Source organism: Rhodococcus sp. AG1013 (genome assembly GCF_003350365.1).
In the GTDB taxonomy this organism is placed as follows: Bacteria; Actinomycetota; Actinomycetes; order Mycobacteriales; family Mycobacteriaceae; genus Prescottella.
The window spans coordinates 41,815-66,159 of the sequence record NZ_QQAT01000022.1 but is presented as its reverse complement, the minus strand read 5'-3'; the positions used below and the strand labels follow the sequence as shown (position 1 = coordinate 66,159).

The following is a 24,345-nucleotide window of genomic DNA, read 5'->3' as shown; positions in this document are numbered from 1 at the left end:
AGGTGATAGAACAGGAACACGTTCTAGATCACAGGCGGGATTGGCAGCGTGGACTTCTCTCAGGATCAGACTCAGGAAACGGTGGCGGAGATAGTCGTGGGCCTGTTGGCTCGCGAGCACTCCGATCCCGCCGACACCGGTGGTTTCAACGCCGAGTTGTGGCAGGCGCTCGCGAAGGCGGACCTGCTTTCGCTCGCGGTGCCGGAACGGCTCGGCGGTGACGGGTTGGGCGTCGCCGAGGTGGCGACCATGCTCACCGAGATCGGCCGCGGCGCGGCGCCGGTTCCGGCGCTCGCCACGTTGGGCTTCGGCCTCCTCCCGGTTCTCGCATTGGGGACCACCGAGCAGCAGGACGCCCTGCTCGACGGAATCGCGGGCGGACGGATCCTCACCGCGGCCGTCGCGGAACAGGGTTCGGCGTTCCCTGCGAAGCCGTCCACCACCGCGGTCGCGGACGGCGATCACGTCGTCGTGACCGGGCACAAGGTCGCGGTGCCGTTCGCGGACATCGCATACCGGATCCTGGTGCCCACCGACGCCGGCGTTGTCGTGGTGGCCCCGGACGCTCCCGGCGTCACGCTCACCAAGAGCGCGACTTCCGCGGGCGGACCGGAGTTCTCGGTCCGGCTCGACGGGGTGCGGGTGCCGTCCGCCGACGTCCTCGGTGACGGACTCGACGGTGTCGCGACCCTCAACCGGATCGCGCTCGCGAGCCTCGGCGCGTACGCCGACGGACTCCTCGCCGGCGCCACCGGCCTGGCGGCCGACCACCTGACCACCCGCGAGCAGTTCGGCAAGCCGCTCGCCGCGTTCCAGGCGGTGGCCCAGCAGATCGCCGATGTGTACGTCACGTCCCGTACGCTGCACGTCTCGGCGCTGGCGTCCACGTGGCGGGTGTCCGAGGACCTGGACTCCGAGGACGATCTCGACGTGATGGCGTACTGGATCGCGGCCGAGGTGCCCGCCGCGATGCGCACGTTGCACCACCTGCACGGTGGGCTCGGTGTCGACGTCACCTATCCCATGCACCGCTACTTCTCCATTGCCAAGGATCTGGCCCGTCTCGTCGGCGGCGCCTCGTACCGACTCGACCTCGTGGGGGCCCGGTGTTCATCGATCTGACACCCGAACAGCGTGAGCTGCAGGCGGAACTGCGCCGCTACTTCTCCGGACTGATCTCGCCGGCCGAGGCCGAGATCATGCTCACCGAACGCCACGGCCCCACCTACCGGGACGTGATCCGCCGCATGGGCAAGGACGGCTGGCTGGGCGTCGGCTGGCCCGTGGAGTTCGGCGGCCGCGGCTTCGGTGAGATCGAGCAGCAGATCTTCGTCAATGAGGCTGTGCGAGCAGATGTTCCGTTGCCGTCGGTGACGTTGCAGACCGTCGGCCCGACGCTGATGACGTACGGCACCGAGGAGCAGAAGCGCAAGTTCCTGCCGGCGATCCTGGCCGGCGAGGTGCACTTCGCGATCGGCTACTCGGAGCCCGACGCCGGCACCGACCTTGCGGCCCTGCGCACCACCGCCGTCCGCGACGGCGACGACTATGTCGTCAACGGGCAGAAGATCTTCACGACCGGTGGCCACGACGCCGACTACATCTGGCTCGCGGTCCGCACCGGCGACGCCGAATCGCGGCACCGGGGTATCTCGATCCTCATCGTGGACACCAAGGACCCCGGGTTCACCTGGACGCCGATCATCACCGCGGACGGCGCGCACCACGTCAACGCCACGTACTACTCCGACGTCCGGGTGCCGGCGAGCATGCTTGTCGGCGAGGAGAACAAGGGCTGGAAGCTCATCACGACCCAGCTCAATCACGAGCGCGTCATGCTCGGGCCGGCCGGCCGCGTCGCCGGGCTGTACGAGAAGGTGTACGAGTGGGCCGCGAAGCGGGATCTGTTGTCGCTGCCGGACGTCCGACGTGGGCTCGGCGAGATCCACGCGACGTACCGCCTCAACGAGCTGCTGAACTGGCAGGTCGCTGCCGCGACCGGTGACGTCGACATCGCCGACGCGTCGGCCACCAAGGTCTTCGCCACCGAGCGCATTCAGCGGGTGGGTCGGATCGCCGACGAGATCGTCGGCGCGCACGGCGACCCGGGTGATCCCGAGACCGCCGCGCTGATGCGCTGGCTGGACGTCCAGATCAAGCGCAATGTCGTCATCACGTTCGGTGGCGGTGTCAACGAGGTCATGCGCGAGTTGATCGCGGTGGCCGGTCTGGGACTGCCGAGGGTGCCGCGATGACCGATACGACAGATTCGACCGCACAGATTCTGGCCGGGGCCGAGCAGGTCAAGGCCGGGGGTGCCAGTAAGCCCCGCGCCGGGCGCGATCCGGTGAACATGCCGATGATCCGCAACTGGCTCGAGGCGATCGGCGACGAGAACCCGATCTATGTCGACGAGAATGCGGCTGTCGCAGCGGGTTACGACGGAATCGTCGCGCCTCCGGCGATGGCGCAGGTATGGACCATGCGCGGCCTCGGAGCGGTGCGCGAGGAGGACGACCCGCTGGGTCGGATGACGCAGATCCTCGACGACGCCGGTTTCACGTCGGTGGTCGCGACCAACTGTGATCAGATCTACCACCGCTATCTCCGTCCCGGCGAGGAGGTGACGATCGAGTCGACCCTCGAGGACGTGGTCGGGCCCAAGAAGACCGGGCTCGGCGAGGGCTGGTTCTTCACCACCCGCAACTTCTGGAAGGTCGGCGACGAGATCGTCGCCGAGATGCTCTTCCGCATCCTCAAGTTCGCGCCGCCCGCCAAGGCGCCGCAGGTGCCGGAATCATCTTCCGTTCCCGAGGATCTCGATCCCTCGCGGATGCTGCGCCCGACGCCGTCGCGCGACACCCAGTTCTTCTGGGACGGTGTCGCCGCGCACGAGTTGAGGATCCAGCAGCGCCCCGACGGCAGTCTGCAGCATCCGCCGGTGCCGGCGCTGTGGAAGGACAAGACCGAGACCACCGACTATGTCGTCGCGTCCGGCCGCGGAACCGTGTTCAGCTTCGTCGTCCACCACGCGCCCAAGGTGCCCGGTCGGTCGCTGCCGTTCGTGGTGGCCCTGGTCGAACTCGACGAGGGCGTGCGCATGCTCGGTGAGCTGCGCGACGTCGACCCGTCGGAGGTCGCGGTCGGCATGCCGGTGCAGGCCCAGTTCCTCGACTTCCCGGGCGATGACGAGACCGGGAACGAACCCTGGACGCTGTACGCGTGGCGTCCAGTGAAGGAGTCGTAAATGACCAGCGCACTCGACATCTCCGTCGGCGACACGCTGCCGGGTCTCTCGATCCACGGTGATCCCACGTTCATCGTCTCGACGGCGTTGGCCACCAGGGACTTCCAGGACGTCCACCACGACCGGGACAAGGCGCAGCAGCGCGGGTCGAAGGACATCTTCGTCAACATCCTCACCGACACCGGCTTGGTGCAGCGCTTCGTCACGGACTGGGCCGGTCCGCGGGCGCGGATCACGTCGATCAAGCTGCGACTCGGGGTGCCGTGGTACGCGTACGACACGCTGAATCTCTCGGGTGAGGTGGTGGCCGCCGAGGACGGGCTGATCACCGTCAAGGTGGTCGGCAAGGACAGCCTCGGCGACCACATCACGTCCACGGTCACCCTGGTGATGAACGACGACTCGGATGGAGCACGAGCATGAGCGGGTTGTCCGGGAAGGCCGCGATTGTCGGCATCGGCGCCACCGACTTCTCCAAGGACTCGGGCCGCAGCGAGCTCCGGCTTGCGGCGGAGGCGGTGCAGGCCGCACTCGACGACGCGGGTCTGAAGCCGTCCGACGTGGACGGTCTGACTTCGTTCACAATGGACACCAACACCGAAGCGGCGGTGGCCCGTTCGGTCGGTATCCCGAACCTGAAGTTCTTCAGCCGCATCCACTACGGCGGCGGCGCGGCGTGCGCCACCATCCAGCAGGCGGCCATGGCCGTCGCCACCGGTGTCGCCGACGTCGTGGTGGCGTACCGCGCGTTCAACGAGCGCTCGGGCGCACGCTTCGGGCAGGTCAACGCCGGCCTGGTGCAGCAGGTGAACTCGTCGGGCACCGACAACGCCTTCTCGTACCCGCACGGGCTGGGGACGCCGGCGTCGTTCGTCGCGATGGTCGCGCAGCGGTACATGCACGTGTACGGCGCCACCAGTGAGGATTTCGGCCGTATCGCGGTCGCGGACCGCAAGCACGCGGCGGTCAACCCCGCCGCGTTCTTCTACGGCAAGCCGATCACGCTCGAGGACCATCAGAACTCGCGGTTCATTGCGGAGCCGCTGCACCTGCTGGACTGCTGCCAGGAGACCGACGGCGGTATCGCGGTCGTCGTGACGTCGCCCGAGCGAGCGAAGGACCTGCCGAACAAGCCGGCGATCGTCGCGGCGGCCGCACAGGGCAGTGGGCCGGACCAGTACATCATGACCAGCTACTACCGCGACGGGCTGACGGGTCTGCCCGAGATGGGCCTGGTCGCCGACCAGTTGTGGGAGCAGTCCGGGCTGCGGCCGTCGGACATGCAGACCGCGGTGCTGTACGACCACTTCACGCCGTACGTGCTGATGCAGCTCGAGGAACTCGGCTTCTGCGGTCGCGGCGAGGCCCGGGACTTCATCGCCGACGGCGCGATCGAGCTGGGCGGGCGCCTGCCGATCAACACCCATGGCGGCCAGCTGGGTGAGGCGTACATCCACGGTATGAACGGCATCGCGGAGGGCGTGCGGCAGATCCGCGGTACCTCGGTGAACCAGGTTCCGGACGTCGAGAACGTGCTCGTCACCGCCGGCACCGGTGTTCCCACCTCGGGACTCGTGCTCACGGCGTAGGCGCCTGCGGCGCCCGTGCGCCCTTCCGGCAGTCGGAACTACCGGAAGGGCGCACGGCGCGAAGAGACTAGTGGGTCGCGAGGGCGACGCGGCGCTGTTCCTCCGCTGTCTCCGGTCGGCCCTCACCGGGCAGGTCGACGCGGACGTGGTGGAGGCGTCCGCTGAATGCGAACCGGCCGGCGACCTCGTCGCACACCGGGCTGCCGCGGTTGACGCCGATGTCGAGCTGCTCGTTCATGCTGAAGATCGCGCGGGTGGTCTTCTCGATCCGTCCGGTACCGACGACGACACCGTCGACGGAAAGCGTTGCCGTTCCGCCCTTCCCGATCCCACCGCCGTCGTATTCGAACGCGACGGACACCTCGCGGTTCTCGGCGGTCAGGGGTATCTCGCCGCGCACGAACGTCATGCCGCCGCCGCTGAAGTTGTAGCAGAACACGGGCTTCGAATCGAGAACGTAGAGGGCCAGGCCGCCGAACCGGCCGCCCACGCTCGCCAGCGTTCCCTCGCACGGGTTTCCGCCGGTCTCGAGCGTGGCCGTGATCGTGTACGAGCGGTTGAAGAACGGCGGTGCCGCCTTCTCCGGCAGGCCGTTCATGTGCGGGTACAACGTGATGCTCGTCCGTCCGCGCAGCGGATGCGGCGGGCGGTCCTTGGGTGCAGCGTTCCTCGTGACGGTGCGGTCGTCGAGGGGGAGCACCTGGTAGCGCGCCGCCTCGACGAGGAACTTCTGCTTGAGTTCCTCGAGCTTCTCCGGGTACTCGGCCGCCAGGTCGCGGGCCTGCGACCAGTCGACGGTGGTGTCATACAGCTCCCATCGATCCTCGTCGAACGCAGGGAGCTGCAGTCCGTGCGTCGCCATCAGCCACGGTGCCCGGTGCAGCGTCACGGCCGTCCACCCGTGGTCGTAGATGCCGCGGTTGCCGTAGATCTCGAAGTACTGCGTGGTGTGCCGGTCCTCGGCGTCGGCGTCGGCGAACGTGTAGTTCATCGCGACACCCTCCATGGGCTTCTGCGGCACGCGGTCGACGGTGTCCGGCGCCGGCACGCCCACCGCCTCGAGGATCGTCGGGGTGATGTCCACGCAGTGATGCCACTGGTCGCGGATGCCGGACTCGGCGATCCCCTCGGGCCAGTGCGCGATCAGCCCGTTGCGGGTGCCGCCGTAGTGGGAAGCGGCCTGCTTGGTCCACTGGTACGGGGTGTCGAGCGCCATCGCCCACGACGCCGGGTAGTGCGGGTAGCTCGTCGGGGTGCCCAGTTCGTCGAACTTCTCGAGCACCTCGGCGGTGGTCTGCTTGTAGCCGTTGAGCCCGGCGAGGTAGTTGAACGAGCCCTCCATGCCGCCCTCGGCGGACGCGCCGTTGTCGCCGAGCATGTACAGCACCAGGGTGTTGTCGAGTGCACCCGTCTCCTGCAGCCGGTCGACGAGCCGGCCGACCTGGTCGTCGGTGTGCTCGAGGAAGGCCGCGTACAGCTCCATCAGCCGGGCCGAGACCTTCTTCTGGTCGGCGTCCAGATCGTCCCAGTGCGGCAGGTCCGGCGCCCACGGGGCGAGCTCCGTGTCCGGCGCGACCACCCCGAGCTGCTTCTGCCGCTCGAGGGTGATCTCCCGCTGGCGGTCCCAGCCGTGGTCGAACTCGCCGCGGTACTTGTCGAGATAGCTGTCCGGCACCTGCAGTGGGGCGTGGCACGCGCCGAACGGCAGGTAGCAGAACCACGGCTTGTCCGGGTCCATCGTGCCGACCGACTCGATCCACTCCATCGCGCGGTCCACCAGGTCCTCCGACATGTGGTAGCCCTCTTCGGGCGAGCACGGCGGATCGACGACGGTGAAGTCGCGGTACAGAACCGGGGAGAACTGGTCGGATTCGGCGCCGAGGAAGCCGTAGAAGCGATCGAAACCCTCACGGGTGGGCCATCGGTCGAACGGCCCCGCCTCACTGATCTCCCACGTCGGCGTCTGGTGCATCTTGCCGAAGGCGCCGGTCGCGTACCCGTTGCCCTGCAGGATTCGCGCCACCGTCGCCGCCGAGGCCGGACGGGTCCCGTTGTAACCCGGTGCCGCCGTGGCCTGTTCGGCGATCACGCCGAAGCCGACGCTGTGGTGGTTGCGTCCGGTGAGCGTCGCCGCGCGGGTCGGCGAGCACAGCGCCGTGGTGTGGAAGCGGGTGTACTTGACGCCGTCCGCGGCCAGTCGATCGGCGGTGGGCGTGCGGCACGGACCGCCGAATGCCGACGCGGTACCGAAACCGACGTCGTCGAGCATGATCAGCAGGACGTTGGGTGCGCCCTCCGGTGGGCGCACCGGTTGCGGACGTGTGAACGGTTCCTGCTGATCGCGGTAGTCGACCGCGGCGGAGATATGCGGGTCGGTGCGGACGATAGGAATCGAATGCCGATTCATGGTGCGCCTCTCTGGATGATGGAACGGGGAAACGCGTTCGGTTTCGTTGCGGCGAAGCTGGTTTCGTCTCGAGTGTGTGGGCAGCAGGTTGAGCAGCGGTTCTCCGTCGTGCCGGAGATGCGGGGGAGCGTACCCGCCACGCCTTGACCGTTAAAGCGCCGACTTACTAGTCTCGCGGCGTGTCGAATCCCGGAAATGCGAAGAGCGCGATGATCGAGGTCGCCGAGCGGATGTTCGCCGAGCGTGGCATCGACGGCGTGTCGATGCGCGACGTCGCCGCCGCTGCCGGCCAGAAGAACAACTCGGCCGTGCAGTACCACTTCGGCGGGCGGGACGGTCTCGTTCTCGAGGTCTTCCGTAGGCGCATGCGGGAAATCAATCTCAGTCGCGCGGCCTTCCTGGCGAAACTGGACGAGGAGGGACTCGGGCACGACGTGCGTGGACTCGTCGAGGCCGTCGTCGTGCCGCTCGCCGACTATCTCCGGACCTCCGGGACCGATTCGTACTACGCACAGTTCATCGCTCGCGTATCCCCGTCGGTGGACATCGCGAACACGGAACTGTCCGACGTCACGGAGGTCAGCCGCGAGGTGTCCACCAGGCTGATGCGAGCACTCGGTCACCTGCCGCGCCGTGTCGCGGTCGTTCGTGTGGACCTGATGCTCAACATGGCGGTGTCGGCGCTCGCGGTGTTCGAGCAGCGGCGCAACAGCGGGAACCCGGTCGTGGACACCGACTTCGACGAGACCGTGCGTCATCTGATCGACATGTCGGTGGGGGCGTTGGAGGCTCCGGAATCGGCCTCGGCCTGAAGTCCGGCGGGGGCCGGGGTCGCCAGTCCACCGGTGGCAGGCTTGCGACCGTGCTTCATCACGAGCGCGACGGCGATGCCCACGAGCCCGACGGCTCCCGCGTACAGGAAGCCGCGTGAGAGCGCCGTGTCCGCGTAGAGGACGGCGTGGATCGCCATGAACCAGAAGATCCCGTGGAAACCGAACCCGTCGATCAACCAGCCGGCGATGAACGGTCCTGCGACGGCGGACATGCCGATACCCGTCGCGACCATGCCCAGAGCGACAGGGACGAAGTCGCGGGGCATGATGTCGCGCACGAGGCTGTACGAGAGCGCGACGATCCCGACGAGAACTCCCTGCAGTGCGCGACCGGCGAGCAGGACGGCAAACGAGTCTGCAGTTGCACAGACAACGCTGCCGAGCACGAAGACGCCGGCCAGGCCGAGGATCACCCGCTTCTTGCCGATCTTGTCCGACGCCTTCCCGATGAGCGGCATGAGCGTTGCCCCGGTGAGCGTGACGATCGAGACATTCGGGCTCGAGGAACATTGCCTCGAACTGAAGTGAGAGCGAGCGCCATCGTTGTCCTTTGGGTCGGTAGAGATCGACGACGCATGCGCTCGGTGATATTGGGGCGCAGATAGTTTCGTCGTCGAGTGATAGTGCCAGGCGGCGGCGCGTTCAATGAGGAATGGGGCGGGCGGGTGGGCGCCCCAGGGGGGCTTAGTCACAGTGTCGGGACGCGTGTGATCGCGGTCCCGCTCAGTGGAAACGGGAGGATCGCCTTCGTGGTACGGGTTCGAGTGGCCACTCAATAGTGTTCCTGTGCAGCTAGTTTAAAGAATTAAGTCAGTGTCTTGACGAGTTAAGTCACTGACTGATAGTTTGCCGAGGATGTCCCTCGTCGGATCGACCGGGCGGCGGACGTCGGCGGTGGTGTGTTCAGGGCGGGAACCCTCAGTAACAGGAGTCTTGTATGACAGCGCTGACGAGTAGTCGCACGGTGGCGATCGGTGGCCATTCGATCGAATTCGGACCTCGCGGAATGCGTAGGTGTGCAGATGGATTCGAGTCATTACCGTATGAGCGATTCGAGTTGCGGCCTGTGACGCCATACATCGGCGCGGAGATTCGCGGCGTGGATCTGCGCGATCCGAGTATCGACGTCATCGAGGATTTGCGGCGCGCGCTGCTCGAGTGGAAGGTCGTGTTCTTCCGGGGTCAGCAGATCACGGGCGCGCAGCACCGAGACTTCGCTCGCCACTGGGGCGACCTCGAGATCCACCCGCTTCTCCCGCAGGGTGAGGTCCCCGAGGTGGTTCATTTCGAGCGCGGTGAGGACAACCCCGGCACCGAGAACATCTGGCACGTGGACGTGACGTGGCAGAAGCGTCCCCCGCTCGGTTCGGTTCTGCGCGCGCTCGAGGTCCCGCCCGCCGGCGGCGACACCCTGTGGGCCGACATGGGCAACGCGTACGACTGCCTGTCCGACGAGGTCAAGGCGAAGATCGAGGGCCGGGTCGCGATTCACGATTTCGTGCCGTCCTTCGGCCGCTCGATGGGTCCCGAGAAACTTGCACAGATGAAGGAGGCGTATCCGCCGGTCGCACACCCGATCGTGCGGATCCATCCCGAGACCGGGCGCAGGACCCTGTTCGTCAACAGCCTGTTCACGACGCACATCCCGGACATGGATCCGGCCGAGGGTGAGGCGCTGTTGCGGCACCTCTTCGACCAGGCCAAGGTCCCCGACTTCCAGTGCCGATTCAAGTGGCAGCCCAACTCGATCGCCTTCTGGGACAACCGCGCAACGCAGCACTATGCGGCCAGCGACTACTTCCCGCACCGCCGGGTCATGGAACGCGTGGCCATTCTCGGAGATGTTCCCGCCTGATCTCGAGTCCTCCGACGAACGCCAGGAGTGTGGATATGGTTCGACCTCTCGACGAGCTGGGCCGCCGGCTACCGCTACCTGCTCAACCTTCTCAATGCAGGACTCGAGCAGGTCGTCTTCAGTGCGGATCCGGAGTATCCGGAAGTTGTTCACCTGCAGGACAATACGAAGCGGTAGGCGACCGAGTCGCCGGACTGTCTCTTCGGCCATGCCGTCCTCGACCCCGAGGGGACCTACCGGCTCACCGGGACCGGCGGCCGGGTCCGGTACATCGGGCTGACGCTGTACGACACCCACGATCTCTACGAGAAGGCGCAGTCCGGCGACGGCGGGCCGAAGGACTACCGGGCGGCGTTCAAGGCGGCCACCGGATCCGGGCTGGGTGCGACGTCGAACCCGGGTGGAATCACGTTGCAGGACAACGGCGATTTCGAGGTCGTCATCAGCGCGCAGCCGCACGAGGGTAACTGGCTGCCGATGGATCCGCGGACCCTGCGCGACGCCGAACGCAACGTCCTGCGGACGCAGTCGACGGTCAGTTCGACGTATGCGAGCGACGGTGGCGATATCGCTTACGGTGGTGGATCTTTCGAGATCGGTCCCGACGAGGCCCTGATTCTCGAGGTGACGCCGCCGGACTGCCACTTCTGGAACATCCACCTCGGGGACTACTGGGGTCAGTCTCTCGACTACACGTATCGGCAGACCTCGCTCAACGGCCATCAAGCCGTGCTCGACGAGGACGGGGTGTTCAGGGCCGTCGTGGCGCATCGCGATCCCGGCGTCGCGAACTGGCTCGACACGGCGGGTAACACCTTCACCCGCTGCGTGTACCGGTGGTGGCTCGCGTCCACCCAGGATCTGCCGGCGCCGACGGTGCGTAAGGTGATGTTCGACGACGTGCTCGCAGCACTGCCCGCCACGACCGCGCGTGTCGGGGTGGGGGAGCGCCGCGAGGTACTCGGTCGGCGGCGTGCAGCGGTGCTGAAACGCTACTTTCGTTGAACCACAGAGTGAGTGAGAAGGGACCGTCACGTGACACTGCGCGGCTGGCGTCCGAGAGCGTTCCGGGACGGGGATGATCCCGATCCGCGGTTCACATTGGCCAACGAACGCACGTTCCTGGCCTGGGTTCGCACCGCGCTCGGACTGATTGCGGCGGCAGTCGGTCTCGAGGCGTTCGGAGCCGACGTCGTCGGCCCGAACGTCCACACGGTGCTGGTGGTGGGCCTGCTCGTCGGCGCGATCCTGCTCGTGGTGTTCGCGTTCCTACGCTGGATGGGTGTCGAGGCGGCGATGCGGATGGGCCGGAGCCTGCCGGTGCCGGCCCTCGCGGCGCTCCTGGTGGGGTTGATCGCGGGTGCCGGTGTCACGCTGCTCGTCGTGTTGGTGAGCAGGTGATGTCCGCGGCCGCCGCACACCGGGATCCGGGACTTCAGCCGGAACGGACAACGCTCGCGTGGGTACGCACCGCGGCGAGCCTGGCGGCGGTCGCGTTCCTCTGTCTGCGCTATGTACCCGGATCCTCCGTCGTCGTCCAGGTGGTCGGAACGTGGGCCATCGTGTCGTCGTCGGTGGTGGTGGTGACCGCTCGGCGCCGCTACGAGCGCATGAGTACCGCGTTCGGGGACGAGCGGGCGGTCTATCCGTTCGCGCTGATGGCGGGGCTGGCGGTCACGGTCGTCGTGCTTGCGGCGGCGTCGGCGGTCGTGATCCTCGTCGTCGGTCGGTGACGATCCCGTCGCATCCCGCTGTCACACGCGGTGGCCGGTGGTTGTGTGGACGGGGACGTCTGCGCCTCCCACTGGCCGGGATCTGTGCGCGTCGTCACAGCGGTAGCAGGTAGGGATAGTTTCGGACTTGCGTGATTCGCGGTCCCCGATCTCGAGGAGAGCAGCAATGGAGGAGTTCGAAGGCTTCGAAGGCCGAGTCGCACTGATCACGGGCGCCGCCCGGGGACAGGGGCGCTCGCACGCCGTGGCGTTCGCCGAGCGCGGCGCCGACGTGGTCATCTGCGACCGCTGCGAGGACAGCGATTCGGTGTTCTACCCCCTCGGGACCGAGGAGGACCTGGCCGAGACCGTGCGCCTCGTCGAGGCCACCGGCCGCCGCGTCATCGCGGTCAAGGCGGACACCGCCGACCGCGACGCGATGGACGCCCTCGTCGCCCGCGCCGAGTCCGAGTTCGGCCGCGTGGACATCGCGGTCGCCAACGCAGGCGTGTCCGTGGCGGCGCCGATCCAGTCGATGACCTCGGCCCAGTGGAACGAGGCCATCAACTCCAATCTCACCGGCGTCTTCAACACCCTCGGCGCCGTCTCGCCCGGCATGATCGAACGCGGCTACGGCCGGATCGTGACGATCTCGTCGATGCTCGGACGCGCGGGCAACACCAACATGGCCGCCTACGCGGCCTCCAAGTGGGGCGTCATCGGCATGACGAAGAGTGCCGCGCTCGATCTGGCGCAGAACGGCATCACCGTCAATGCGATCGCACCCGGCAACATCTCGACCGGGATGATCCACAACAAGGCGCTCTACTCGATGATGCGACCGGACCTCGCAGAGCCGACGATGGACGACGTCGCGCCCGTGTTCCAGAGTCTGCACGCGCAGCCGGTGCCGTGGCTCGACCCGTTCGAGATCACCCGGGCCGTCCTCTTCTTCGCCGCCGAGGCCAGCGCGCACATCAGCGGCACCGTCCTTCCGATCGACGCCGGTAACGCAGCACGCGTCACCGGGTGATCGCGGTACCGACACCCGCTCCGAGCACTGCCCGGAGCGGGGTCGTCATCGCGGCCCTGAGCCTGAGCGGGATCCTGGTCGCGCTCCTGCAGACGCTGGTGGTGCCGGTTCTGCCGGCGTTCGCCGTCGATCTCGGCGTGCCGCCCACCAGCGCGTCGTGGCTGGTCACGATCACGTTGCTGACCGGTGCCGTCGGCACGCCGCTGATCGGTCGGCTGGCCGACATGTTCGGCAAGCGCGCGATGATGCTGGTGTGTCTCGGGCTGATGGTGGCGGGCTCGGTGCTCGCCGCCGTGGGACCGGGCTTCGCGACGGTGGTCGCCGGGCGTGGGCTGCAGGGTTTCGCGATGGCGTTGCTGCCGGTCGGGATCAGCATGATGCGCGACGTGCTTCCGCCGGAACGACTCGGCAGTGGTGTCGCGTTGATGAGCGCGACGATCGGCGTCGGCAGTGTGCTCGGAATGCCGCTGTCCGGTGTCCTCTACGAGCACGCCGGCTGGCAGTCGCTGTTCTGGCTTCCGGCAGGGTTCGCGGTGGTGATGGCGGCGCTGTTGCCGTTCGTGGTCCCGGAGTCGACCACCCGCGCGTCCGGACGGTTCGACTATCGGGGCGCGGTGCTGTTGACCGCAGCATTGACCGCGGTGCTGCTCGCGATCTCCAAGGGCGGCACGTGGGGATGGGGGAGCTGGCCGATCGTCGGCCTGGCCGTCGGCGGCATCGTCGGGATGGCGGTATGGGTTCCGTTGGAGCTGAGGATGTCCCACCCGCTCGTCGATCTCCGGACGTCGATGCTGCGCCCCGTGTTGGTGGCCAACATGTGCGCGCTGCTGCTCGGATTCGCGATGTTCCTCAGTTCGTATGCCTCCACGCAGGAACTGCAGGTGCCCGCGTCGACCGGGCACGGCCTCGGCCTGAGCGCGGCGACGGCCGGGCTGGTGATGCTGCCGGGCGGCCTGGTGATGATCGTCCTGGCCCCGGTGTCGGCGGCGATGATCCGCGGTTGGGGTGCCCGGGTGACGCTCGCCGTCGGCGGCGGGGCCATCGCTCTCGGGTTCGTCGAACGTGGTGTGTTCGGCACCGGCGTCCTCGTCATCGGCGTCAGTGCCTTCGTCGTGTCGGTGGGCGTGGCTTTCGCGCTCGCGGCGATGCCGGTGCTCATCACGACGGCGGTGCCCCGCGACCAGACGGCGTCGGCGAACAGCGTCAACAGCCTGATTCGGGCCGTCGGAACCTCCGCCGCGAGTGCGGTGGGCGCGGCGGTGCTCGCCGCGTCGACCGTGATGGCGGGGGCCGTCGTGGTTCCGGCTCAGATCGGGTTGGACCGGCTGTTCTGGCTCGGGGCGGCGGTGGCGGCGGTGGCGCTGCTCGTCGTCACCTGCGTGCCGATCCGGACCGACCGCACTACCGCCCGGGTTGGCGTCGTCGTGGATTCGGACGGTGACGCTGTCCGGGTGCGGTGAGCGGCTACCAGTCCATCCGGCCGCGGTGCCAGTTGTCGTCGTATCCGCCGTGCGAGATCCACACCGCCGCCATCACGATGTAGGCGATGGCGATCAGCACGAGGATTCCGGCGAGGATCCACAGCGAGAGTTGGCCGAGCTTGCGGACGCGGTCCGATGCGTACTGGGCTCCGGCGAAGTCGCCCCGGGCCCAACGCGGATACACCTCGAACGCGTTGTTGAACGCGGCGAACGCGAGCGGCCAGAACGCGACGAGCGCCGCGACGGCCCAGCCGGCATTGGTCGGGGGTGGCGGGGGCGGCGCGGGCGGCTGTGCGGGGGCCGGCGGCACGGGAGGAGTCGGCTCCGGCGGGGGCGGAGTGGGATCCGGCGTGGATGCGGTCATGACAGCGCTCCCTAGGCTCAGGTCACCATCGGTTGTCGTGCATCACCTTCGACGGTACTCCGAATGCGGGTTCGGCCCCGCCCACGAGAACGCCGGTGGTGCCTGGCAGCTGGCCAGGCACCACCGGCGTCGGTGGATCGGGATCCGGCAACCTTACGGCAGCAGCTGATCCATGAAGTCGTTGCTGAAGACGCGGTGCGGGTCGATCTCGTTGTACCGCGCCCGGGCCGTGTCCCAGTTCTCGTCGGCCGGCACGCCGTCCATGTAGGTGGCCCGCATCTTGTTCTTGACGATGTCCTCGTCGGTGTACGGGTCCGGGCCGAACGCCCAGCCCTTCGACCACTCGGGACGGAACGTGGCGGCGTTGTTGTTGTAGTGCGACCGCATCCACTGCTCCATCTCCTGATAGAACTCGAACATGCCGGGGGTGCCCGGAACGCCGAGAACGTTCAGCCAGATGGCGACGTCCCAGTCGGGATGATCGGGACGCTCACGAGTCGCCGAGATGGTCGGCGGGCCCGCCGAATCGACCTTGACGTCCTCCGGCCGATCGAGGCCGCAGCAGCGGATCTCGACCGGACCGTTCAGCGGATACTGACCCTTCGCGCGGTAGAACTCGATGCGCTCGTTGAACCACTGGGTGAAGTCGTGGATCACGGTCGCGATGTTGGCGCGGCTCGTGACGACGGCGCCGCCGCCCTCGGTGAGCCGCAGCGTCGTGGCCTTGATGTAGAACTGGACATCCTTCGACCAGCCCCAGATGTCGGACGAGTTCGTCGCGGCCAGCCCGAGCTTGGTGATCTCGTACATCGCCGGACCGAACTGCGCCGCAATCGAGGGGTTTCCGGCGTTGATCGCGCCGATCATGTCGGTGAGCGGCTCCGGCAGGTTGTCCGAGAAGACGTAGTTGTACGGGCCGGTGACCTCACGCGACTGCGGGGGCTTGCCCGCGAGCGAGCCGAGCGAGCCGAGCGAGCCGAGGCTGCCGGACGCCCCGTCCGGCTTGGTCGGCGAGTTCGACCAGACCTTCATCCACGGCTTCTCGGTGAAGGGATACCAGATCGCCTCCGCGCGACCGGATTCGGCAACGAAACTCTCGAACGTCCGGCCCGACGTGCCCTTCGGTGCGAACAGCTCCTGCCAGGTGATGTCGGTGAAGCTCTGGCACCGCTGCCGCACGTTCGGGCCGGCCTGCATCGTGACCGAGGTGAGGAAACAACGCCCGAGGTTGGTGAGCATCGGAGTGATCTTGGGGTCGTTGCGCCGGTACGTCTTCAGCGCGTACTTGCTGCCGTCCCACACGACCGCGGTGAGTTCGGTGACGAGGTTGCTCAGCGAACCGAACGTGTGGCCGGGCAGCGTCTCTTCGCCTTCAGCAGGGAGGGCCGCGCCGTGGGCGTTCACCGCGAGGGCGCCGCCGATGGACAGCACGCCGGGAGCCGGCAGGTTGGCCCAACCGAGGCCGTGCTCCTGCAGCTCGGTCACGATCGCCTCGATGCTGGCGCCGGCACCAGCGGTGACGGTCGCAGGAGACCCGTCCGGATGCACCGTGACGTCGTTCAGGTGCGTCATCGTGTCGGCGAGGATCACCTTCTCGACGTTGGAGCCCTTCACCACGGTCAGCGGGGTCCAGCCGTGCATCGCGCCGCGGGGACGGACCTTGTAGCCGTTCTCGTGCGCCCAATTGACGAGGGTGACCACGTCGTCCGCCGACTTCGGCGAGCAGACCCAGGTGGCGTCCAGCATGATCTCCTTGGACCAGTTCTGGTACGCCTGCTGGAACAGTGCGATGCCCTGCGGGAAGTTCGGCGGCGTCGGGAGCGGTGCGACGGGGCCGGAGGATCCCAGGGACCCGAGGGATCCCAGGGACCCGGAGGATCCGGCGGGAACCGCGAAGGCGGGCGTCCAAGCGCCGACCACGGCACCGGCGGCAAGGGCACCGGCGCCCGCCGCGAGGAATCCTCGCCGCGACAGCCGGGGCTGCTCGTCGTTGAGCGTCATTCGTGTACTCCAAGGTGTGTGAGGGGGAATGAAGTCCGGGTGCAGATATGCCCGGCCGGGTCGACGAGCACATCGACCCGACCGGTACAGCTTCGTGTTCGCTACGCGACGGTGAGCACGACGTCCGCCAGCGCCGGCGAGTCGTCCCGCTCGGGAACAGTTGCAGAGATGAGTAGCCTGTCGGCCTCTCGCCAGATTCGTGTCCGAAGCGTTTCGCCGGGAAAGACTACCCCCGCGAAACGGGCCCGGAATCCCTTGACACGATCGGCATTTCCGTCAAGGACGGTGTCGGTCGCAGCCTTGCAAATAATCCCGTATGTGCACAGTCCATGCAGGATAGGCGCAGGAAAGCCCGCAGCGGAGGCAAATTCGGGATCCGAATGGAGCGGATTGCGATCCCCGCACATCCGATACAGCAGGGCCTGCTGCGGTAGGACCTGCGAGACAACCTCGGCGTCGGGAGCCCGATCGGGTAGCGCGACCGACTCCGACGGGCCACGTTCACCCCCGAAATCACCCTCACCACGCGCGAAGATCGACGATCGGGCCGTCCACAGCGGAGAGCCGTCGAGTGCGACGGTCGACGACTCCTGGACGATCACCGCAGCCTTGCCCTTGTCCCACACCTCGGTGATCCGAGTGGTGGTCCGAGCCGAGCCGCTCGCCGGAATCGGCTGGTGGACGGTCACTTCCTGGCTGCCGTGCACGACCTTGGCCAGGTCGATCTCGACGCCCGGGAACGACACGCGCGGCGCCTCGGTCGCATGGATGTTCGCGACCACCGTCGCGAACGTCGGCAGGACCTGAGGCTTGGCGTCGTCGAGGTACCTCAGTTCGCGGGGATCGAGCGGACGCGCGCCCGCGCCGATACCCAGGTGGTACAGCTGGACATCCGACGGGGTCCAGGAGAACTCCTGTGCGGGGAGCTCGGCTCCGATCGCGATCGACGGATCGATGGGCACTGGCTTCTCCTGTCAGTTCGTCACGGACTGCGCTGCGGCACGGGCGCGGTCGGCGATATCGAGCACGGCCAGGTACGCGAACGTCATCGCGGGGCCGATGGTCGCGCCGGGGCCGGCGTAGGTGTGGCCCATGACGGGGGAGCTGCAGTTGCCCGCGGCGTACAGGCCCTCGATCACCGAGCCGTCCTCACGGACGGCGCGTCCGTTTACGTCGGTGACGATGCCGCCCTTGGTGCCCAGGTCGCCCGGGACCATCTTGATGGCGTAGAACGGCGCCTTGTCGATCTCGGCGAGGCTCGGGTTCTTCAGACGCGGATCACCGTAGTAGTGGTCGTAACCGCTGTCGCCGCGACCGAAGTCCTCGTCCTTGCCGTTGCGCGCGAACCCGTTGAAGCGTTCCACCGTCTCGGTGAGGGCCTCGACCGGCAGGCCGGTCTTCTCCGCGAGTTCGGCAATCGTGTTCGCCTTGACGACGACTCCGGCCTTGAGCCAGCGGCCCGGGAACGGCGAGCGCGGCGTGATGCCGGCGAACGTGTACCGGTTGCGGTAGCGCTGGTCGAGGATCATCCAGGTGGGGATGTTCTCGCCCGGGCCCTCGCCCTGACCGTATTCGCCGCCGTACATCATGTGGGTGGCCTCGACGTACGGCGCGGCCTCGTTGCCGAACCGCTTGCCGCGGGTGTTGACCATCATCGAACCGGGCAGCGTCCGCTCGGACAGCGCGAACCACGGTCCACCGGTGAGCGGGATCGACGGACCCCACCACGCGTCGTCCATGAAGTCGACTGCCGCGCCCAGCTTCTGGCCGGCGACGATGCCGTCGCCGGTGTTGGCCTTGGCGCCGACGGTCCACTCGGTGCCGATCGGGCCGCGCTGGTACTTCTTGCGCATCTCGTCGTTGTGCTCGAAACCGCCCGAGCCCAGGACGACACCGTGGCGGGCGTGGATGATCTGCTCGGTGGCTCCGTCGGGGCCGTCGACGAGAACCTTCACGCCGCGCACGACGCCGTCCTCGGTGTAGAGATCGGTGAGCGGGGTGTTCAGCAGGATCGGGACCCCGGCGTCACGCAGGCCCAGACGCAGTCCGGCCATGAGGGCCTGTCCGCGCACCAGCAGGTCCTTGCCCCGCAACTTGGCGGCGAGGAACCGGGTGCCGACCTTCATCGCCCGCAGCGGTCCGCGGCGGTTGCGCATCAGCAGATTGAGCCAGCGGTAGTCGGCCTGTGTGATGACGAAGTTCTTGGGGGCCTTGACGTAATCGGGCTCGAGGTTGTCGCGGTCGTCGCCGAGGCGGTTGCCGTCGAACGGCACGGGCTCGACCGAACGCCCACCGAGGCGTCCACCCGGCGCCTCCGGGTAGTAGTCCGAGTACTCCGGAACCCACTGCAGTTCCAGCGCACTGTTCTTCAAGACGAACGACAGCATCTCGGGGCCGCGGTCGATGTAGGTGTCGATCTTCTCCGGGGCGACGACGTCGCCGATGATGCTGTGCAGATAGGTGCGTGCCGCGTCCGTGGTGTCGGTGACTCCGTCGCGCTGCAGCACCTCGTTGTTCGGGATCCAGACACCTCCGCCCGATCGCGCGGACGAGCCGCCGTAGTGGGCTGCCTTCTCGACGACGACCACGCTCAGGCCCTGGTGTGCGGCGGTAAGGGCGGCGGTCATGCCGGCAGCACCACTGCCGACGACGACGATGTCGTATTCCTGCTTGCTCATGTAGAACACGTTATAGAATGAGGTGGCTGACAGTCCATGCTTTCTGCCAGGAAGTATTGCTGGCAGCTCGCGATGGTGATGTTGACAAACGAACACACGTTGCAGTCGACGCCGAAGAGGTGAGTTCACATGACCAAGGCAAGTGTCGCAATTGTGGGTTCAGGCAACATCAGCACCGATCTCCTCTACAAACTGCAGCGATCCCCGTGGCTCGAGCCGCGCTGGATGATCGGCATCGACCCCGCCAGCGAGGGTCTCGCGCGCGCCCGCGCGATGGGCCTGGAGACCTCCGCGGAGGGGGTCGACTGGCTGTTGCAGCAGGCGGAGAAGCCGGACATGGTGTTCGAGGCGACGTCGGCATACGTGCACCGCGAGGCCGCGCCCAAGTACGCCGAACACGGCATCCGCGCAGTGGACCTCACCCCGGCCGCGATCGGACCGGCCGTGGTGCCGCCCGTCAACCTGCGCGAGCACCTCGACGCGCCCAACGTCAACATGATCACGTGCGGTGGGCAGGCGACCATCCCGATCGTGTACGCGGTCTCGCGCGTCGTCGACGTCCCCTACGCCGAGATCGTCGCCTCGGTCGCGTCGGTCTCCGCCGGACCCGGTACCCGCGCCAACATCGATGAGTTCACCAAGACCACCAGCCGTGGTGTCGAGGTGATCGGTGGCGCCCGCAAGGGCAAGGCGATCATCATCCTCAACCCGGCCGATCCGCCGATGATCATGCGCGACACCATCTTCTGCGCCATCCCGGAGGATGCTGACCGGAACGCGATCATCGAATCGATCCACCGGGTGGTCGCCGACATGCAGCAGTACGTGCCGGGGTACCGGCTGCTCAACGAGCCGCAATTCGGCGAGCCGAGCGTCGTCTCCGGCGGGCACGCGACGGTGACCACGTTCGTCGAGGTCGAGGGTGCGGGCGACTTCCTGCCCCCGTACGCGGGGAACCTCGACATCATGACCGCGGCGGCAACCAAGGTGGGCGAGGAGATCGCCCAGCAGTTTCTCAGCGTGAGGGCGTGAGGGCGTGAGCGACATGGGCGACAGGACCGACAGCAGGGCCGACTGGACCGACGATCTCCACTTCGACGGCTCGTGGGACATCCGGATCACCGACACGTCGCTCCGTGACGGCTCGCACCACAAGCGCCACCAGTTCACCGGCGACGAGGTGCGCTCGATCGTCGCCGCGCTCGACGGCGCCGGCGTCCCGGTCATCGAGGTCACCCACGGTGACGGTCTCGGTGGTTCCTCGTTCAACTACGGGTTCTCGAAAACGCCCGAGCAGGAACTGATCACGATTGCGGTGGACACCGCGAAGCGGGCGAAGATCGCGTTCCTCATGCTGCCGGGTGTCGGCGTCAAGGAAGACATCATCGAGGCGCAGGACAACGGCGCGTCGATCTGCCGCATCGCGACGCACTGCACCGAGGCGGACGTCTCGATCCAGCACTTCGGCCTGGCCCGTGACCGGGGCCTCGAGACCGTCGGCTTCCTGATGATGGCGCACACCATCGCGCCCGAGCAGTTGGCCCAGCAGGCCCGCATCATGGCCGATGCCGGTTGCCAGTGCGTGTACGTCGTCGACTCGGCCGGTGCGCTCGTGCTCGAACAGGTCTCCGAGCGTGTCGAGGCTCTGGTGCAGGAACTGGGCAAGGACGCCCAGGTCGGCTTCCACGGCCACGAGAACATGGGGCTCGGCGTCGCCAACTCGATCGCCGCGGTCCGTGCCGGTGCCAGGCAGATCGACGGCAGCACCCGGCGTTTCGGCGCGGGTGCGGGTAATACGCCGGTCGAGGCGTTCGTCGGGGTGTGCGACAAGATCGGCATCAAGACCGGCATCGACTTCTTCGCGATCGCCGACGCCGCCGAGGACATCGTGCGGCCGGCGATGCCGACCGAGTGCCTGCTCGACCGGCAGGCGCTGATGATGGGCTATGCCGGGGTGTACTCGAGCTTTCTCAAGCATGCCGAGCGCCAGGCCGAGCGTTACGGCGTCTCCGCCGCGGAGTTGCTGGTCCGGGCCGGCAGGCGCAAGCTCGTCGGCGGCCAGGAGGACCAGCTGATCGACATCGCACTCGAATTGCAGCGCGAGTCCGCGGCCCGTTAGGTCGGACGCCCGTTCGGCCCGATGTCACACGCGTTCGGTTGGACTGACCCGATGTGACATCGGGCTGTCGTCGTCACCGGCGGCGCGGGAGGACGGGACGAGACGAGGGGCGCACATCCTGGTCGATGAGCGCCCCTCGTCTCGTGTGATCGCCTACTGCGACAGTGTGTCGCGCACCTCGAGGATGCCTTCCAGTACCGCGTGATCGATGCTGCTGAGCAGGCGCGGGCACGTTTGTCGGGACCCGGTCTGCCCACCGGCGCCGGTGAACTCCGGGCACACCTCGGCCGGATCGGCCTGCCACTGGATGCTGGTGTGCTTGTAGCTGTTCTTGCGAACCAGCACGCACGTCCCGCACGCGCGGCATTCCACCTCCTGCAGACCGTCCTCGAGGTAGGTCTGCAGGTCGACGGCGGTCTGTGTGCGGACAGCCTCGACCCGGGCCGGACTGTCGGCGAAGTTCGGGGACTTGGCCCAGGTCGAGGTCATCGTCACACTCCCGTCTTGTGCTCGTTCTCCGCGGCCTCGGCGGAGGCCTTCTCCTCCGCCTGCCGCGCCAGGTTCGCGTCGACCTCACGCTGCCAGGCCTCGACGGCCTTGGTGGTGTCGATCTCGAACTCGAAGCGCTGCGTCGCCTTCTCGTCGATGTCGGCGACGTCGACGTAGAACTGGTCGTACCAGCGGCGCAGCTGGTAGACCGGGCCGTCCTCCTCGCACAGGAGCGGGTTCTCGATCTTGGTCTTGTTCTTCCAGATCGCGACGTCCTGCTCGAAGCCCATTGCCACGCCCTCGGTGAACTTGCGGGCGAGCTTGTTGCTGGTGGCGTCGTCGAGGCCCTTCGGCTTCTCCACGCTCACGCCGTACATGAGCATGAACGAGTCCTGCGTGACCGGGTAGTGGCAGTTGATCAGGACGCTCTCGACCTTGTACCCGCTGTAGTTGTTGTGCAGCCAGTTGACCATGTACGACGGGCCGAAGTAGGACGCCTCGGAGTCGAGCACCGAATCGCCGTACTGCGTGCCCATGCTCCCGACGTCCGGCCGGCCGTGGTTCTGCAGGTACTGGGTCGCGACGTGGCCCTCGAAGACGTTCTTGAAGTACTTCGGGAAACCGAAGTGGACGTAGAAGAAGTGCGCCATGTCCACGACGTTGTCGACGATCTCGCGGCAGTTGGAGCCCTCGACGAGGATCCGGTTCCACTGCCAGTCGGTCCACTCGTCGGTCATGACCTGCGGCAGCTCCGGGATCGTGACGTCGTCCGGCGGGGGGTTGCCCTCGGGGTCGTTCCAGATGAACAGCTGCTTGTTGCGCTGCAACGTGGTCCACGAACGGGTCCGCGCGATCGGCGGCACGCGACGGGCGTACGGGATGTCCGTGCACTTGCCGTTGCCGCCCCAGCGCCAGTCGTGGAACGGGCACGCGACGGAGTCACCCTTGATCTCGCCCTGACTCAGGTCGCCACCCATGTGCCGGCAGTATGCGTCGAGCACGTGCAGCTTGTTCTGGCTGTCGGCGAAGACCACCAGCTTGGTGCCGAACGCCTCGACCGCGTGCGGCTTGCCGTCGAGAAATTCGCTCTCCAGGCCGATGCAGTGCCAACCGCGTGCGAAACGCGTCTGCGGAGCTCCCACATCGATCTCACGAATCTGCGCCATCAGTACCTCACATCCCTTCTAGCTGTTGCTAGAACACGTTATAGAACTTCGTCGGATTCCGCTAGATTTCGCGTGCTTGGTATCCCCATCGACATCCTGTTACCAGTGGAATTCCGGTTTTCTCGACACGGAAGAGAACGTGTTCTAGTCTCAGGTCAAGTGAACATCTCTTACAGACGGGAGCGTCCAGTGGGTGACCATGACAGCCGCGAGGTGATGCGGCGGATCGACGCGCTACTGCCGGTGCTGCGTGAACGCGCACAGGAGACCGAGGATCTGCGTCGCATTCCCGACGAGTCCATCAAGGCGCTGCAGGAGACCGGGTTCTTCCGCCTGCTCCAGCCGAAGCAGTGGGGCGGCTACGAGGCCGATCCGGTCACCTTCTACACCGCGGTCCGCACTTTGGCGAGCGCCTGCGGATCCACCGGTTGGGTCGCCGGCATCATCGGTGTCCACAACTGGCACCTCGCACTGTTCGACCAGCAGGCGCAGGAAGACGTGTGGGGCCAGGACACCGACGTCCGGATCTCCTCGTCGTACGCGCCGATGGGCGCCGGCGTCGTCGTCGACGGCGGCTACAAGGTCAACGGCAAGTGGTCGTGGTCGTCCGGTTGCGACCATGCCGACTGGGCGATGCTCGGCGGACCGGTCATCAAGGACGGCCGTCCGGTCGACTTCGTCACCTTCCTGATCCCGCGCAGCGACTACACGATCAACGACGTGTGGAACGTCGTCGGCCTGCGCGGCACCGGTAGCAACGACATCGTGGTCGAGGACGTCTTCGTCCCCACGCACCGCGTGCTGAGCTTCAAGGCGATGAACGACCACACCGCCGCCGGCCTCGCGGTCAACACCGCGCCGGTGTACAAGATGCCGTGGGGCACCATCCACCCCACCACGATCTCGAGCCCCATCGTCGGAATGGCCTACGGCGCCTACGAGGCTCACGTCGAGCACCAGGGCAAGCGCGTGCGCGCGGCCTACGCCGGCGAGAAGGCCAAGGACGACCCGTTCGCCAAGATCCGGATCGCCGAGGCGTCCAGCGACATCGACGCCGCGTGGCGTCAGCTGTCGGGCAACGTCGCCGACGAGTACGCCCACCTGCTCGCGGGTGAGGAGGTACCGATCGAGCTGCGCCTGCGGGCCCGTCGCGACCAGGTGCGCGCCACCGGTCGTGCGATCGCCTCGGTGGACCGACTGTTCGAGAACTCGGGTGCGACCGCTCTCACGAACGGCACTCCGATCCAGCGCTTCTGGCGTGACGCGCATGCCGGACGCGTGCATGCTGCGAACGACCCCGAGCGTGCGTACGTGATGTTCGGTGGCGCCGAGTTCGGCCTGCCGCTCACCGACACGATGGTCTAGGGGGCA

Annotated in this window: 24 protein-coding genes; 16 read left to right on the top strand and 8 right to left on the bottom strand. The window is 67.2% G+C overall.

Translation table 11 applies throughout. The features are described from left to right. The first annotated feature begins 48 nt into the window (after positions 1-48). From DEU38_RS22710 to DEU38_RS22690, 5 genes are read left to right on the top strand one after another with little or no spacing between them, the layout of a single operon-like run. Positions 49-1,122 carry an acyl-CoA dehydrogenase family protein gene (locus DEU38_RS22710; protein ID WP_114723660.1) on the top strand — a complete coding sequence of 358 codons (1,074 nt, stop codon included), beginning with the start codon at positions 49-51 and terminating at the stop codon, positions 1,120-1,122. Next, entirely contained in the window at positions 1,107-2,255 is a 1,149-nt protein-coding gene (locus tag DEU38_RS22705) for an acyl-CoA dehydrogenase family protein (protein ID WP_114723659.1), read from the top strand. The genes DEU38_RS22710 and DEU38_RS22705 overlap by 16 nt, the downstream gene beginning before the upstream one ends. Next, positions 2,252-3,247 carry a bifunctional MaoC family dehydratase N-terminal/OB-fold nucleic acid binding domain-containing protein gene (locus DEU38_RS22700; protein WP_114723658.1) on the top strand — a complete coding sequence of 332 codons (996 nt, stop codon included), beginning with the start codon at positions 2,252-2,254 and terminating at the stop codon, positions 3,245-3,247. The genes DEU38_RS22705 and DEU38_RS22700 overlap by 4 nt, the downstream gene beginning before the upstream one ends. Beyond that, positions 3,248-3,670: a MaoC family dehydratase gene (locus tag DEU38_RS22695; RefSeq protein ID WP_114723657.1), complete on the top strand. Its 423-nt coding sequence runs from the start codon at positions 3,248-3,250 to the stop codon at positions 3,668-3,670. Next, positions 3,667-4,836 carry a lipid-transfer protein gene (locus DEU38_RS22690; protein WP_114723656.1) on the top strand — a complete coding sequence of 390 codons (1,170 nt, stop codon included), beginning with the start codon at positions 3,667-3,669 and terminating at the stop codon, positions 4,834-4,836. The genes DEU38_RS22695 and DEU38_RS22690 overlap by 4 nt, the downstream gene beginning before the upstream one ends. Positions 4,837-4,903: 67 nt before the next feature. On the opposite strand, the gene DEU38_RS22685 is transcribed toward DEU38_RS22690, so the two are convergent. Next, the gene (locus DEU38_RS22685; RefSeq protein WP_114723655.1) at positions 4,904-7,243 is read right to left on the bottom strand and encodes an arylsulfatase; all 2,340 of its coding nucleotides are present in this window, start codon (positions 7,241-7,243) and stop codon (positions 4,904-4,906) included. Between the two features lie 179 nt (positions 7,244-7,422). Here DEU38_RS22685 and DEU38_RS22680 point away from each other — a divergent pair, with 179 nt between their 5' ends. Then, a complete protein-coding gene (locus DEU38_RS22680; protein WP_254622787.1) occupies positions 7,423-8,055 on the top strand; it encodes a TetR/AcrR family transcriptional regulator in 633 nt (210 codons plus the stop codon). On the opposite strand, the gene DEU38_RS22675 is transcribed toward DEU38_RS22680, so the two are convergent. Next, positions 7,998-8,534 carry an MFS transporter gene (locus tag DEU38_RS22675; protein ID WP_254622788.1) on the bottom strand — a complete coding sequence of 179 codons (537 nt, stop codon included), beginning with the start codon at positions 8,532-8,534 and terminating at the stop codon, positions 7,998-8,000. The two genes, DEU38_RS22680 and DEU38_RS22675, sit on opposite strands and share 58 nt — an antisense overlap. A gap of 479 nt (positions 8,535-9,013) precedes the next feature. Between DEU38_RS22675 and DEU38_RS22670 the strand changes: the two genes are divergently transcribed. From DEU38_RS22670 to DEU38_RS22645, 7 genes are all read left to right on the top strand, one after another. Beyond that, a complete protein-coding gene (locus tag DEU38_RS22670; protein ID WP_114723653.1) occupies positions 9,014-9,931 on the top strand; it encodes a TauD/TfdA family dioxygenase in 918 nt (305 codons plus the stop codon). Between the two features lie 27 nt (positions 9,932-9,958). Next, positions 9,959-10,108: a hypothetical protein gene (locus DEU38_RS29440; RefSeq protein WP_258558110.1), complete on the top strand. Its 150-nt coding sequence runs from the start codon at positions 9,959-9,961 to the stop codon at positions 10,106-10,108. 234 nt (positions 10,109-10,342) lie between these two features. After that, the gene (locus tag DEU38_RS29435; RefSeq protein WP_258558109.1) at positions 10,343-10,936 is read left to right on the top strand and encodes a DUF1214 domain-containing protein; all 594 of its coding nucleotides are present in this window, start codon (positions 10,343-10,345) and stop codon (positions 10,934-10,936) included. A gap of 30 nt (positions 10,937-10,966) precedes the next feature. Continuing rightward, positions 10,967-11,332, top strand: coding sequence for a YidH family protein (locus DEU38_RS22660; RefSeq protein ID WP_114723652.1), 366 nt, complete (start codon positions 10,967-10,969; stop codon positions 11,330-11,332). Continuing rightward, complete coding sequence (locus DEU38_RS22655) at positions 11,332-11,664, top strand: DUF202 domain-containing protein (protein ID WP_254622791.1); 333 nt, start codon at positions 11,332-11,334, stop codon at positions 11,662-11,664. The genes DEU38_RS22660 and DEU38_RS22655 overlap by 1 nt, the downstream gene beginning before the upstream one ends. 166 nt (positions 11,665-11,830) lie before the next feature. Then, positions 11,831-12,676 (top strand): mycofactocin-coupled SDR family oxidoreductase, encoded by an 846-nt coding sequence (locus tag DEU38_RS22650; protein WP_114723650.1) that lies wholly within the window; start codon positions 11,831-11,833, stop codon positions 12,674-12,676. Next, positions 12,673-14,136: an MFS transporter gene (locus tag DEU38_RS22645; RefSeq protein ID WP_114723649.1), complete on the top strand. Its 1,464-nt coding sequence runs from the start codon at positions 12,673-12,675 to the stop codon at positions 14,134-14,136. Before DEU38_RS22650 ends, DEU38_RS22645 begins: the two co-directional genes overlap by 4 nt. A 4-nt stretch (positions 14,137-14,140) precedes the next feature. Here DEU38_RS22645 and DEU38_RS22640 read toward each other — a convergent pair whose 3' ends face one another. The 4 genes from DEU38_RS22640 to kstD all read right to left on the bottom strand — a co-directional run bounded on the left by DEU38_RS22640 (position 14,141) and on the right by kstD (position 19,200). Next, positions 14,141-14,521 carry a CD225/dispanin family protein gene (locus DEU38_RS22640; protein ID WP_114723648.1) on the bottom strand — a complete coding sequence of 127 codons (381 nt, stop codon included), beginning with the start codon at positions 14,519-14,521 and terminating at the stop codon, positions 14,141-14,143. A 153-nt stretch (positions 14,522-14,674) separates the two neighbouring features. Next, the gene (locus DEU38_RS22635) at positions 14,675-16,522 is read right to left on the bottom strand and encodes a cholesterol oxidase substrate-binding domain-containing protein (protein WP_114723647.1); all 1,848 of its coding nucleotides are present in this window, start codon (positions 16,520-16,522) and stop codon (positions 14,675-14,677) included. Positions 16,523-16,623: 101 nt separating this feature from the next. After that, the gene (locus DEU38_RS22630; protein ID WP_114723646.1) at positions 16,624-17,484 is read right to left on the bottom strand and encodes a MaoC/PaaZ C-terminal domain-containing protein; all 861 of its coding nucleotides are present in this window, start codon (positions 17,482-17,484) and stop codon (positions 16,624-16,626) included. Between the two features lie 12 nt (positions 17,485-17,496). After that, on the bottom strand, positions 17,497-19,200 hold the full coding sequence (gene kstD / locus DEU38_RS22625; RefSeq protein ID WP_174908050.1) for a 3-oxosteroid 1-dehydrogenase: 1,704 nt from the start codon (positions 19,198-19,200) through the stop codon (positions 17,497-17,499). A gap of 129 nt (positions 19,201-19,329) precedes the next feature. Between kstD and DEU38_RS22620 the strand changes: the two genes are divergently transcribed. Together DEU38_RS22620 and dmpG are read left to right on the top strand one after the other, a co-directional pair. Next, the gene (locus DEU38_RS22620; RefSeq protein ID WP_114723644.1) at positions 19,330-20,232 is read left to right on the top strand and encodes an acetaldehyde dehydrogenase (acetylating); all 903 of its coding nucleotides are present in this window, start codon (positions 19,330-19,332) and stop codon (positions 20,230-20,232) included. 13 nt (positions 20,233-20,245) lie between these two features. Then, positions 20,246-21,319, top strand: a complete 1,074-nt coding sequence (dmpG, locus tag DEU38_RS22615) for a 4-hydroxy-2-oxovalerate aldolase (RefSeq protein WP_114723698.1) — start codon at positions 20,246-20,248, stop codon at positions 21,317-21,319. A gap of 153 nt (positions 21,320-21,472) precedes the next feature. On the opposite strand, the gene DEU38_RS22610 is transcribed toward dmpG, so the two are convergent. Both DEU38_RS22610 and DEU38_RS22605 read right to left on the bottom strand, forming a co-directional pair. Beyond that, entirely contained in the window at positions 21,473-21,814 is a 342-nt protein-coding gene (locus DEU38_RS22610; RefSeq protein ID WP_114723643.1) for a hypothetical protein, read from the bottom strand. Next, entirely contained in the window at positions 21,811-22,974 is a 1,164-nt protein-coding gene (locus tag DEU38_RS22605; protein ID WP_114723642.1) for a Rieske 2Fe-2S domain-containing protein, read from the bottom strand. The genes DEU38_RS22610 and DEU38_RS22605 overlap by 4 nt, the downstream gene beginning before the upstream one ends. Positions 22,975-23,163: 189 nt before the next feature. Between DEU38_RS22605 and hsaA the strand changes: the two genes are divergently transcribed. Continuing rightward, the gene (gene hsaA / locus DEU38_RS22600; protein ID WP_114723641.1) at positions 23,164-24,339 is read left to right on the top strand and encodes a 3-hydroxy-9,10-secoandrosta-1,3,5(10)-triene-9,17-dione monooxygenase oxygenase subunit; all 1,176 of its coding nucleotides are present in this window, start codon (positions 23,164-23,166) and stop codon (positions 24,337-24,339) included. Positions 24,340-24,345 lie beyond the last annotated feature (6 nt).

Coding starts and splice junctions, on each gene's coding strand:
- DEU38_RS22700 (WP_114723658.1), top strand. CDS start 2,252: ATGACCGATACGACAGATTCGACCGCACAGATTCTGGCCGGGGCCGAG.
- DEU38_RS22695 (WP_114723657.1), top strand. CDS start 3,248: ATGACCAGCGCACTCGACATCTCCGTCGGCGACACGCTGCCGGGTCTC.
- DEU38_RS22690 (WP_114723656.1), top strand. CDS start 3,667: ATGAGCGGGTTGTCCGGGAAGGCCGCGATTGTCGGCATCGGCGCCACC.
- DEU38_RS22685 (WP_114723655.1), bottom strand. CDS start 7,243: ATGAATCGGCATTCGATTCCTATCGTCCGCACCGACCCGCATATCTCC.
- DEU38_RS22675 (WP_254622788.1), bottom strand. CDS start 8,534: ATGCCGCTCATCGGGAAGGCGTCGGACAAGATCGGCAAGAAGCGGGTG.
- DEU38_RS22670 (WP_114723653.1), top strand. CDS start 9,014: ATGACAGCGCTGACGAGTAGTCGCACGGTGGCGATCGGTGGCCATTCG.
- DEU38_RS22655 (WP_254622791.1), top strand. CDS start 11,332: ATGTCCGCGGCCGCCGCACACCGGGATCCGGGACTTCAGCCGGAACGG.
- DEU38_RS22650 (WP_114723650.1), top strand. CDS start 11,831: ATGGAGGAGTTCGAAGGCTTCGAAGGCCGAGTCGCACTGATCACGGGC.
- DEU38_RS22640 (WP_114723648.1), bottom strand. CDS start 14,521: ATGACCGCATCCACGCCGGATCCCACTCCGCCCCCGCCGGAGCCGACT.
- DEU38_RS22635 (WP_114723647.1), bottom strand. CDS start 16,522: ATGACGCTCAACGACGAGCAGCCCCGGCTGTCGCGGCGAGGATTCCTC.
- kstD (WP_174908050.1), bottom strand. CDS start 19,200: ATGAGCAAGCAGGAATACGACATCGTCGTCGTCGGCAGTGGTGCTGCC.
- DEU38_RS22620 (WP_114723644.1), top strand. CDS start 19,330: ATGACCAAGGCAAGTGTCGCAATTGTGGGTTCAGGCAACATCAGCACC.
- dmpG (WP_114723698.1), top strand. CDS start 20,246: ATGGGCGACAGGACCGACAGCAGGGCCGACTGGACCGACGATCTCCAC.
- DEU38_RS22605 (WP_114723642.1), bottom strand. CDS start 22,974: ATGGCGCAGATTCGTGAGATCGATGTGGGAGCTCCGCAGACGCGTTTC.